The organism is Kitasatospora sp. NPDC048540 (genome assembly GCF_040651175.1).
GTDB lineage: Bacteria > Actinomycetota > Actinomycetes > Streptomycetales > Streptomycetaceae > Kitasatospora.
Genome location: NZ_JBEZIR010000101.1, coordinates 20,035 through 31,742 on the forward strand (window position 1 = coordinate 20,035; position 11,708 = coordinate 31,742).

Genomic DNA, 11,708 nt, shown 5'->3' on the forward strand with positions numbered 1-11,708 from the left:
GGCGGTCCTCGGCCGGCCGGCTCTGCGCCGGCCGGGACCGCCGGACGGTGGACTGGCGGCTACTGCTTGGCGTGGGCGGCGGCGGTCTTCTCGGCGAGGGCCTGTCCGGCGCTCAGCGCCTGGTCGACGGTGATCCGACCCGCGATGGCGGAGCTGATCTGCTGCGACACCTGGGTGCCCAGGTCCTCGAACTCGGGGATGCCGACGAACTGGATGCCGGGGGCTGGACGGGGCTGGACCCCGGGGTTGGCCGGGTCGGCGGACTGCAGGGCCTTCAGGGTGGGCTCGGCGAAGGCCGAGGACGACGCCAGGTACTGCGGGGTGGCGTAGGTGGAGGTCCGCTTGCCGGCCGGTACCCGGGACCACCCCAGCTGGGAGCCGACCAGCTGCTCGTACCCCTTGCCGGAGGCCCAGGAGATGAACTTCCAGGCGTCGTCCTGGTGGTGGCTCGCCTTCTGCAGACCCCAGGCCCAGGTGAACAGCCAGCCCGAGCCGGTGGTCCGCTCGACCGGTGCCGGTACGTAGCCGATCCTCCCGGCGACGGGTGAGCCGGAGGATTCCAGCGCGCCTGCGGCGGAGGTGGCGTCGTACCACATGGCGGTCTTGCCCTGCTCCATGTTGGTCAGGCACTCGGTGAAGCCGGCCTGGGGCGCGCCGGCCTCGCCGTGGTCGCGCACCAGGCCGACGTAGAAGGAGGTGGCCTGCTTGAAGGCGGGGCTGGTCAGCTGGGCGTGCCAGTCCTGGTCGAACCAGGTGCCGCCCATGGTGTTCACCACCGTGGTCAGCGGGGCGGTGAGTTCGCCCCAGCCCGGCTGGCCCCGCAGGCAGATGCCCTTCATCCCCGGCTCCGCGCCGTCCGCCTGCGCGGCCAGCGCGGCGACCTGCTGCCAGGTCGGCCGGTCGGGCATGGCGAGCTGCTTGGCGGCGAAGACGTCCTTGCGGTACATGAGGAACGAGGACTCGCCGTAGAAGGGCTCGGCGTACATCTGGCCGTCGACCGTGAGCGAGGTGCGGATGGCGGGCAGGACGTCGTTCTGGTCGAAGGCCGGGTCGGCGTCCGCCCGCGGGGTGAGCGGGGCCAGCCAGCCGTTCTTGGCGAAGATCGGGGTCTCGTAGTTGCTGATGGTCGCCACGTCGTACTGGGCGGACTGGGCGGAGAAGTCCTGGGTGATCTTGCTGCGGACGTCGTTCTCGGGCAGCACCGTGAAGTTGACGGTGATGCCGGTGGCCTTGGTGAAGTTCTCGGCCGTCAGCTTCTGCAGGTCGGCCATCTGCGGGTTGTTCACCATCAGCACGTTGATCGAGTGCGCGACGGCGCTCCCGCCCGCCCCGCTGCAGGAGGTGAGGCCGAGGGTGGTGAGCAGGGCGGCGCCGACCGCGAGGGCGCGTTTGGGGGTCATGGGGTGCTCCTGTTCGAGTGCGTGCGGGATCGACCGGCCGGCGGTGGGTGCGCGCGGCGGTGGGGGACTGCGGGGAGTGTGCGGGGGTGCGGCGTACGGGGACGGATCCGGTGGGGCGTCAGACCCGGATGACCTTGGGGCCGAGCAGGGCGTAGCGGTTGGCCTCGACGGCGGACAGGCCCGTGTCGGCGATGATCGCCTCGAAGTCGCCGACCTCGGCGAACCGGCAGAAGCTGCTCGCGCCGAACTTGGTGTGCACGCCCATGAACACCCTTCTGCGGGAGACCTGGAGAGCCTTGGCCTTGACGTCCGCCACCACGGGATCGGGCGTGGTCAGCCCCATCTCGCGGGAGATGCCGTTCGCGCCGATGAACGCGAGGTCGATGACGAAGCCGCTCAGCATGGTGCAGGTCCACGAGCCGACCGTGGCCAGCGTGCGGGAGCGGACCCGGCCGCCGAGCAGCAACACCGTCAGATTGGGGGAGTCCGCCACCGCGGCGGCGGTGGTCAGCGAGGCCGTCACCACGGTCAGCGGCCGGTCGGTCGGCAGCAGCGACGCCAGGAGCTGAGGGGTGTAGCCCTCGTCGATGAACACCGTCTCCGCCTCGCCCAGCATGGTGGCGGCGGTGGCGGCGATCCGGCGTTTGCGGTCGACGTTGAGCGTGGTGCGGCGGGCCAGGTCGGTCTCGAACCCCGCGCTCTCGACCGGGTACGCGCCACCGTGGGTACGGTGGAGCAGGCCCCGGTCCTCCAGGACGCGCAGGTCGCGGCGGACGGTCTCCTGGGCGACACCGAGGTCCTCGGCGACGCGGGTGACCTCGATCCGGCCCTGATGGCGTGCCAGGGCGAGGATCCGGTGCTTCCGCTCTTCCCCGCGCATCTCGTACCTCCTCAATTCCTTTTCCGAAGTGGACCGTTCGGGCAGCTGACGGTCCGTTTGCGGCCTTTTCGAGATTTATACCGGCCAGGCGGTGCGTGTGGAGTGCCCGAATCTTTCGAGATCCTTACCGGTATTTGACCGCCAGGGGAACGCTGGGCCCGCTGAACGGGGCAGCGGATGCCCGATCGGGCCCGGTGGCGGCCCGGATGGTTTCCGATCGGGCCCGGCGGCGGGCCGGGCGCCGCCCGCTAACTCCCCTTCGGAGCCGCCGGAGCGGGGAGCTCCGGGACAGGGGACGGAGCTGCCGCCGGGGCGATCAGAGGCGCGCCGTCGTCCGGTACGGCGCCGGAGGGACCGCCCGTGAGCGGGACCGGCGCAAGGGTCAGGCTGCCTCCGGCCGACAGGATCGGCTCACCCGGCGGCGGCTCCGCGGGTCCGGCGTCCGCTGTCGTGGTGATCGGCGTACCGGTGTCCGCCTGCGGCCTGGCGGCGGCGGGCTGCTGCGGAGGCCGCCCGGTCTGGGACCCGGCAGCCGGACCGGGCGGGCCCGGCCTGGGGGCGGCGGAACTCGCTGTCGTGGAAAGGGGGTTCGGTGTGGCCGTGGCCTGGGATGCGGGCTGAGGGGCGGGCACGGCTGTGGACTGGGGGAGCGGCTGCGACGCGGGCGGGGCCGGGGCCTGGGAGAGGGGTTGGGCTGCGGGCTGGGATGCCGACGGAGCCGCGGGTTGGGATGCGGGCGGAGCTGCGGGTTGGGGGAGTGGGGCTGATGCCGGGGCAGGGGGTTGGACCGGGGACTGGGATGCGGGCTGGGGGAGCGGTTGAGCTACCGGTTGGGGGGCGGGTTGGGGGGCGGCGGGCGCGTGGGGCTCGGAGGGCACTGGGGATGCGGGAGGAGCTGGGGGTGCCGCGAGGTCGTCCAGGACGGAGCTGCCGGGAGTGGAGTGGTGGGAAGCGGCCGGGGAGACCGGCGATACCGGGGACAGTCCGGCGAGGTCCGACAACACCGATCCGTGCAGGCTGGATACTTCGGAGGCGGCATCGGACGTCGGGCGCTGGGCAGCGGGAACCGCAGGGGCCGGGCCGGGATGCGGGGAGGAGTCGAGGGAGGTGTCGAGGGTGATGGCGGGCCTTGAACCGGCGACGGCCGGCGGGGCGGCGACGGCCGGCGGTCCTTGGACGGCCGGGGTGCCGCTCGATCCCCCGGTGGAGGGCGGGATGGTCACCGGTCCGCCCGTTCCCTCGGCGGGTGCCGGCTGGTTCTGCGACGCGGTCGGCTCCGCACTAGGCGGGGTGGCGGGGCGATCCGAACTGCCGCCGCTGGAAGAGGTGTTCACCGGAGCGCTCGCCGGTGCTCCGGACGGAGCGGTGGCGGCCGGGACGGACGGGCCGGCGGCGGGTGCGGGCGCGGCCGCGGCCGGGGCGTCCTCGTCGGCCGGAGGCTTCTGGGACCAGTAGTACAGGTTGCCGTCGGTCGGGACGGCCTCACCGTACGGGCCGTTGTGGTCCGTCTTCTGCGTGGTGATCCTGACCGGTTGGCGCATCAGCGACTGCGGGCCCTTGAGCTCCGCCTTGCCCGCCTCGGTCGGATCCTTGCCGTGCGGAATGGCGGGCAGCGGCAGCGTGCGGCTGGGCACACCGGGTGCGTGCGTCACCGGGACGGTGCGGTCCCCGGTGCCCTGCCCGGCCAGGTTGACGAGGCTGATCGGAACGTTCACCAGCGGGTCGTTGGTCAGCACGGAGAAATCGGCCGGGTTGGCACTCCAGGTGTACCCCTTGGTCGCGGCGGTGCTGGACGCGTCCTTCGCACTGCTGGTCAGCTCGTCCTTCCCGTTCTCGCGGGTGTTGAACTCCTGGGCCGGACCGGTCGGTTCCATCGTGACCAGCAGGCCGGTCCGACCGTCCTCGCCGAGCGGGACGGTCCGGTACGAGGATCCGTGGTTGTTGAGCTCATGGAAGATCGCCGGTGTGGACTGCGGGGAGAACACCTGGCGCAGCCCCTGCTGCACGTCCGGCGGCAGGTGCTGCTGCTGTTCGTGCTTCAGCACGTTGCCCTCGGGCAGCCGCGGGTCGCTGATGAACGATCCGACGACCCGGTTGGCCATGTCGATCGCGGCCTTCGGGGTCACCGCGTGCGCCGCCGTGCTCACCGCCGACCCGACCGCCCCGGCACCCGTGGCGAGTGCCGCCCCTGTCCGGCCGACGACGCCGTCGCCCCACGGACGGGGCGTGGTGAGGGTACGGATGGCGTTGTCGATCAGCTGGCCGGAGTTGTCGAAGCCGGCCATGTCGTGGCCGGCGGCCAACTGCTTGCGCCAGGCACTGAGGTCGGCCCCGTGCGGTCCGACCGGCCCGAGTGCGATCCCGCCACCGGCCGGGGCCCCGGCCGCGCCGCCGGCCGGATGCGGTGCCTGCGGCTGTGCCGCGTGCGGCGGTTGGGCCGGCGGCTGTGCCGCGCCCGCGGAGCCGGCGGGCGGCTGTGCCACGTGCGGGGGCCGGCCGGGCGGCGGCTGGACGGCGGCCGGATCGTGCTGCGCCGCGGGCCGCTCGGTGAGCGGCTCGGGCACCCAGGCCTGGGTCCGCCACGGCGGGTTGACCGGTGCGGGGGCGTGCAGGTTCACGAACCGCCCCTGGTGGTTCTGCCGGCTGACCGACACGTCGAACCCCACGTCGTTGGAGAACTTGTGGTTGCTGCCGAACCCGGAGGTCTTGTGGCCGACCTCGGTGGTGATTCCCGACTTGGCGCTGGTGGTGAGGGAGCCTTCGGCGCCCGCGCCCGGGTTGTAGCTCGCGTTGTTGAGGTGCCGGACGGCCGCCGGCGGGCGGACCGAGGCACGTACGTTGCCCTCCGCGCCCAGGGAGCCCGCGCCGCCGGCGCTGCCGGTGACGGTCTGCGAGACCGTCACCTTCCGGCTGATCTCGTTCTCCGACTGCTGGTGATCGTCGTGCCAACCGGCCCCCGACACCCCACGGACCAGCACCGTGGTGGTCACCCGGCCAAAGCGGTTCTCGTCCACGTGCTGGGAGAGGATGCCTCTGGTCATCAACTCGTCGAAGTTCGCGTCGAGGTTGTGCGGGGAGTAGACGTCGGCGAAGGGAAGCGCCGCCGTCGGCACGGCGCCCTCCGGGCGTGGGCCGTTCACCTGCCGGTCGATCTCCCCGAGGATCTCGTCGCTGCTCGGCACGTGCGTGAACGCGCCGCCGCTGATGCCCCGGTCGAGCAGCGGCGCGGTCCGCGGGTCGGAAGGACCCGGGGCCTCCGCGCCGCCGCCCAGCGCGCGTACGTCGGCGTCGGAGAGCAGGACGTGCACGGTGTGGTCGCTGCGCTCCGGGGCGCCGTAGCGGGTGTTCCCCTTGTTGTCGGTGACCCGTCCGACGGTCGTGACCTCGGCGTTGGCCCGGTAGACGTGCCAGGTGCCCTTGGGGGTGGCCATCGTGCGGGTGGTCGACATCTCGTGCTTGACCGCGTCGCCACCACTGACCGTGGAGCCACCCTTCAGCTTGAAGCCGCCACGGAGCTGGTAGTTGGATTCGTGGACGCCCGTCGGCGCCTCGGGGAACCTGCCGAAGTCCGGGCCGATCCCGCCCTTTCCGGCCCGGCTCCACTTGTCCTCCACGCCCGTGGAGGTCTTGGAGGTGCTCTCGATGGTGAGCTTGCCCTCACCGGAGAGGGTCTCCTGGTACTGGAAGTCGCCCAGCCGGGTCCGGGTGGACAGCCCGGCGGTCCCCTGGTTGAGCCCGCCACCCACGTGCTCGTCACCGGAGTTCGCCCAGCCGTTGTGCGAGGCGGTGACGGAGCCGCGCAGTTGCCCCGGCCCGCCGAGCGCGTCCAGCACCTCGGTCAGGTCGGAGGGGCCGCGCCGCAGCGGTCCCTGGTCGAACGCGCTGCGCAGCGCCTTCTCGGCGCTCGCGCGGAACGCCTGTTCGTTGTCGACGTCCCGGATGAAGGTCGCCTGCGGCAGGTGGTCGATCACGGGGTGCTCCGGCGGCGGGTTGTCGGACGGCGGCGCGGCCGGCCGCTGTTCCACGACCAGCTGCCCGCCCGCGGCGACCTGCCGGGTCTGCGCGGCGTGCGCGGACCCCGCACCGGTGTCCAGCACCGTGGTGGGGTGGCCGGGTTCCTCCCGACCGGTCATCACGTGGTAGGTGACCGGATAGCCGAAGCGGTCGGCCGTCGACTCGATGGTGAACTCGTGCTTGGTCTCGGTGGACGCGGCCGTGGTGGTCTGGTGGCTGGTGCTGGAGGAGCCTTCGAGGTTCCCGTTGACGAAGGCCCGGGAGGTGTCCGGATCGTTGAGCGAGGTCCGGAGGCTGAGGTTGCCGGAGACCGTGTGCTTGCCGCCGCCGGTGACCGCCAGGTCGCCGCCGGCGGTGCGGCTGACGCTGTTCTTCGTGGTGACGTTCTGGGGGCCCACGTGCTCGCCCGGGCCCGGGTCGGCCTTGATCAGGATCTCGTGCGTGCTCGCGCCGAATCCCGGCAGGTGCGAGCTGTCCAGGGTGATCCGGAACCTGCCGTCCAGGAGGTCGGGTCCGCCGCGGGCGAGCGCGGACGGGGTGATCTGCCGGTGCAGATCGGCCAGGTTCTCGATCGCCTTCGGGGTGACCCGGGCGTGGCCCCCGCCGCCACTCCCACTCGCGCCCGCGGCGCCGGTCGGTGGTGGGAGGAGCCCGGGAGCCGTCTCGTGCAGCCGGGCCACGATGTGCTGCGCCAGCTCCGCCGAACCGGGCACCTTGACGAATGTGGTGCGCCCGCCGTTCAGCGGGTCGCGCAGCCCGGCGGTGTCCGGAGGAACCGGGTGCGCCGCCCCGGCCGGCGCGGCGGGCGGGTCCACCGGGGCGACGGCGTGGGCGGTGTTGGATCCGGACGGGCCGCTGTCCGCAGCGGAGTGGCCGGGGGCGTTGGCAGGGGTGTGGGAGCTGTTGGCAGGGGTGTGGGAGGTGCCGGCAGGCGCGTGGGAGGAGTCGGCGGGAGTGTCCTTGGCCGGGGGGTGCGGCACCACGCGGATGGCCTGGTGCTTGACGGGGGCGTCGATGTCGATCACGGCGTCGCCGCTGTGGTGCTCGGCGGGTGCCGCGCCCGGTCCGCCCGGGACGTCGATCACGTGGCGATCCGTCACGTACAGGCCGTCACCGTGCGGGGACAGGTGCTGCTTGGTCACGCTGACGTTGAAGCGCACGTCCGTGGCGACGAGGTCGGCCTTGCCCTTGTGCTCCTGGCTGTCCGCCACCTTCACGGTGTGGCTGCTCTTGTCCTCGTGGTCATGGTTCGAGGTGTAGGAGTAGCCCGCGGAGCCGCCCAGCCACCGCGACTCGTGGTCACCCGGCCGTGCGGACTTCCAGACCTGACCGGTGGGACCACCGCTGAGCCCCGCGCTCCGGGAAGCCTTGGTCACCTGGCTTCCCTTGTGCTCGGTCGAGACGTTCGAGCCCAGTTCGCTCTTGTGGTCGACGGTGTCCAGCACGGTGGAGCCGTGCGGTTCCAGCGTGAGGTGCAGGTGGCCCGTACTGCCGTCGGAGAACCGCACCGGGGGCGAGGTCATGCCCCAACTCGACGCGTGCTCGAACTCGTTGACGACATTGGCCGAGGTGAAGAAGTCGTTGATCGGCTGGTGCGCGGCTGCGTCCGGGCGACGCTCCGCCGGGAAGGCGGTGAACACGGCCTCCCGGGCGTCGCCGAGCCCGGTGACGGTGAGCGGCTGCCCCTCGGGATGCCGGCCCGGCGCGGGGGCGGGGTGATCCGCGTCGCCCGGCGGCGGCCGGTCCCAGCCGTTCCAGGCCTGGGCCTCGGTTCCTTCGGGCATCCCGCGGAGGGGGATCTCGGCGGTCACCGAGTCCACGATCGGCCCGCGGTCGCCCAGCAGCATGCCCTGGTGGTCCAGGACGGTGACGTGGTAGTCGAGCTGGTTGACGTGCGGGGCGGTCGGTCCGGTCAGCGTCAGCTTGTTGGACGTCTCCGCCGTGGAGGTGACGGTGGTCTCCGTCTCGTGGTTCGCCCCGCCGAAGGTCAGCGAGGCGGAACCGGTCAGGAGCAGATGGTCGTTGACCGGACGTGTCACGGACGGCGCGACATTGACACCGGACTCGGAGTGCGCAGCCTGGGTCTTGCGGGGTTCCGGCTGGTAGCTGGACTTGGCGGCCGCCTCGATGTCGGTCTTGCCCTCCTTCTCGGCCTGGTCCTTGGTGGGCACGTGGTCGACCGGCAGCCACTCGCCCGGCTTGGCGGTGACCACCACCTCGTGCCAGCGTCCATCGACCCTGACCGGGAAACGCCAGCCGTCGTCGACCATCTGCGGGTGGTTGTCGCGGAAGTTGCCGGGCGTGAGCTGGGAGTCGAGCCCCTGGACGACCGTCGTGTCCGTGCGGTGGCCGCCGAGGATGTCCTCGATCTGGCCCCGAACGGCTGCCGGTCCGGGATCGGCGGTGATCTTGAGTCCGGCGAAGGAGGTTCGGTGCCGCGGATCGACGGCGGGGGCCGGCGGGGCCGGAGCGGGGCGCGCCGGTGGTGCCGGAGCGGATTGGGGCTGGGCTACCGCCTGCTCGGGAGCCGGCGGGTCGTCGGACGACTGCTGGTGGTTGATGGGCGTGGTGGTGGTGGCGGCTTCGGCGGTGGGGTGGGAGGGGGGCTGCTGGGTGGCGGGTTGCTCGGGTGCGGGTTGGGGTGCGGGCTGTCCCGCGGGCTTCTGGGTGGCGGGTTGCTCGGGTGTGGGCTGGTGGGTGGCTTCGGGGCCGGTGGGTTGGGTGGTGGTGGGCTGGGCGGCGGGTTGGTGGGCGGCTTCGTGCGGGGTAGAGGGCTGTTCCGCAGGCTTCTGGGCGGCGGGTTGTTCGGGTGCGGGTCGGGCGGCGGGCTCCTGAGTGGTGGCGGGTCGGGCGGCGGGCTCCTGGGTGGTCGCGGGTCGGGCGGAGGGCTCGGCCGCGGCAGGCTGTTGGTGCTGCTGGGCGGTCGGGGCCTGGGCCGGGGAGTGGGAGGCCGTGGCCGGCCGGGCGGTCGGGGTCGGGGTCTCCGTGGCGGCCGGGACCTCGGCGCGGGCGGGGATGGATACCGGGTCGACCCAGGTGTGCGAGCGCGGCGCCCAGGGCGCGGAGGCTCGGGCACGCTGCCAGCCGGAGTCGGTGTCGACGGGGCGTCGGACGGTGCTGCCACCGGACGACCGCTCGCCGGAGATGGTGCCGCTCTCCGAGGGGCGTGCGGCAGGAGGCGGTGAGGTGCTGGGCCGGCCCGGTGCCCCGGCCGGAGCCGCGGGGCGGCCGGTCTGGGCAGTGCCCTCCCGTGGAGGTGCTTGCTCCTGTGGGGACGTCCGGGCCGCCGTCTCTCCCGGCGCGGGACGGGCCGGTACCCGACCCGCGTCGGAGGTGCCGCCCGGGGCTTCGGAGGGCGGGCGGTAGATGCGCTCGTCCCCACCGGTCAGCGCGCCGATCAGCTGCAGGTGGCGGTCCCGCAGTCCACCCTGTTCGAGACCCGGGTGGGCGGGCGGCTGGTGGATGTCGCCGAGCAGACTGCCCGGGATACCGGCCTGGTGCGGGCTCGAGGAGTCCCCGTGCTCGTCCCGGAGGCCCAACTGGTGCGAGAACTCGTGCGTGTACTCGGACGGATGGGCGCCGACCGGCCAGCTGTACTGGTTCATCGGCCCGTCGGGTCCCACCAGGTCGACGGTGAGGTGTGGGTCGCCGTCCTGGCCGACGTGTTCGACCGTGACGTGCAGCTGGTCGCCGTTGGGCAGCAGGTGGCCCGCGTCGTTGAAGTGCTGCTGGACCCCCTGCCGGAGGAGGTTGACGGTGTCGGAGGCGTCCTTGGGGCTGCCGCCCTGGAACGCGATACGGACCGTCAGATCGGTGTAGGGGGCCTCCTCGAACGTGAACCGGCGCTGGTCGAACCCGGAGCGGACGATGAATCGCGGGCTGTGGTCGACCGGTGCGGTCGGCGGGGATCCGAGTGGCCGCCGCGGGGCCGCGCCGGCCGGCGGATCGGACCGCCCGCCGGGGTCGGACGCCACCTGGTCGGCGGTCGCGGAGCCGTGTGAAGGCCCGACCGGTGCCGGGTGGGACGCGGAGGCGGCTGCCTCCGGGGGTGCGGCGGCCGAAGCGGCGGCTGCGGGCGGCGGCCCCACGGTGGACGCGGCGTTCTCGGTGCTCTGTGTTGCGGCCGCAGTGGGCGGCTCGGCAGCTGCGGACGCGTCGAGCGTACTGCTGCCGGTCTGTGGGCGGGTGGACAGGTCCGCGGGGCCTGCGGTGGAGAGACCCGGGGCGGACCGGGCGGGCTCCTGCGTACGGACCGGTGGCGCCGCCGGGCCCGCGGCGGTGCGGACAGCGGGGGCATCGCCCGAGCCGGGCCGACCGGCGGCGGTCGCGACGGCGCGTTCCGGACTCTGGCCGGCCTCTCGGGTCTGCTGCGGCGCCTGCTGCGGTGTCTGCTGCGGTGCCTGCGGGGAGGTGGGGCTCGCCGGAGGGTTCGCGGCTTCGGTGGGGGCTTGGTGCGGGGTCTGGCGCGACTCGGCGGGCGGAGGCGCGGTGGCGGGCTGGACGGCTGCGCCCTGCCCTGCGCCCTGCCCTGCGGTTGGGCCGGACGCCTCGGCCGGGCGGGCGGGCGGTGCCTGGGGGGAGGTGGCGGTGACGGGTGGTGCGGTACGGGGTGGCTCCGCCGAAGTGGTCCGGGGTGCGGTGGTGTTGTGGGGTGCGGCGGTGGCCGGTGCCTGGCTGGGGGTGGTGGCGGCGGGGGGAACGGCTCGGGTGGGTTCGCTCGAACTGCGCTGGGGCGCGGCCGCGTTATGGGGTTCGGCGGCGGGCGGTGCCTGGCCGGGGGTGGTGGCGGCGGGGGGAACGGCTCGGGTGGGTTCGCTCGAACTGCGCTGGGGCGCGGCCGCGTTATGGGGTTCGGCGGCGGGCGGTGCCGCGGGTTCGGTGGTGATGGGGTGCGTGGGTGCGGTGGCCGGTGGTGCGGTTCGCGCGGGCTCGGCCGAGCTGCCGTGAGGTGCCGTGTTGTTGCTGTGCGCCACGGCCGGCGGTGCGATCTGGGAAGGGGCGGACGAACTGGCCGGGGGCGTAACGGTGTTGTTGTGCGGGTCGGCAGCTGGTGCCCCCGACGGGGTGACGGTCGGGAGTGCCGATGCTCCGGTGGTCGGGCGGGGCGGGGCGTGCGGGGCAACGCCGTCCGGTCCGAGGCGTCCCGCGCCGGAGCCCTGGCCGGCGGCCCCGGAGCGGGCGGGCTGCCGTGCGGTCGGGCCGCCGGCCGGCGCGGTGCTCGGGCTGCCCGCCGGTCGGGTGCCGCCCGAGGTGACTCCGGCGGCGGGCCGGGTCGCGGTGAGAGTGGTGTCGAACCCGGGGAGCCCCGAGGGAGCGGCCGGGCCCAGGCCCTGTACTTCTCGCCGCTCAGGCCCGCCGACCGGCCGAACCCGGAGGCGGTGTGCCAGGCGGTCGTGGAGCAGCTGGCGGTGTAC

General features: G+C 73.6%; 4 protein-coding genes. 1 reads left to right on the forward strand and 3 read right to left on the reverse strand.

Annotated elements, in window-relative coordinates; genetic code table 11:
- Window positions 1-59: 59 nt before the first annotated feature.
- The 3 genes from AB0D08_RS30170 to AB0D08_RS30180 form a co-directional block, all read right to left on the reverse strand.
- Complete coding sequence (locus AB0D08_RS30170) at window positions 60-1,400, reverse strand: sugar ABC transporter substrate-binding protein (protein ID WP_359893344.1); 1,341 nt, start codon at window positions 1,398-1,400, stop codon at window positions 60-62.
- A gap of 118 nt (window positions 1,401-1,518) precedes the next feature.
- Complete coding sequence (locus tag AB0D08_RS30175) at window positions 1,519-2,280, reverse strand: DeoR/GlpR family DNA-binding transcription regulator (RefSeq protein WP_359893347.1); 762 nt, start codon at window positions 2,278-2,280, stop codon at window positions 1,519-1,521.
- Between the two features lie 248 nt (window positions 2,281-2,528).
- The gene (locus tag AB0D08_RS30180; protein ID WP_359893348.1) at window positions 2,529-10,268 is read right to left on the reverse strand and encodes a hypothetical protein; all 7,740 of its coding nucleotides are present in this window, start codon (window positions 10,266-10,268) and stop codon (window positions 2,529-2,531) included.
- Window positions 10,269-11,001: 733 nt separating this feature from the next.
- Here AB0D08_RS30180 and AB0D08_RS30185 point away from each other — a divergent pair.
- The gene (locus AB0D08_RS30185) at window positions 11,002-11,241 is read left to right on the forward strand and encodes a hypothetical protein (protein ID WP_359893351.1); all 240 of its coding nucleotides are present in this window, start codon (window positions 11,002-11,004) and stop codon (window positions 11,239-11,241) included.
- Window positions 11,242-11,708 lie beyond the last annotated feature (467 nt).

Bases quoted from the DNA above. Each gene is read 5' to 3' on its own strand.
- AB0D08_RS30170 (WP_359893344.1), bottom strand. From the start codon at position 1,400: ATGACCCCCAAACGCGCCCTCGCGGTCGGCGCCGCCCTGCTCACCACC.
- AB0D08_RS30175 (WP_359893347.1), bottom strand. From the start codon at position 2,280: ATGCGCGGGGAAGAGCGGAAGCACCGGATCCTCGCCCTGGCACGCCAT.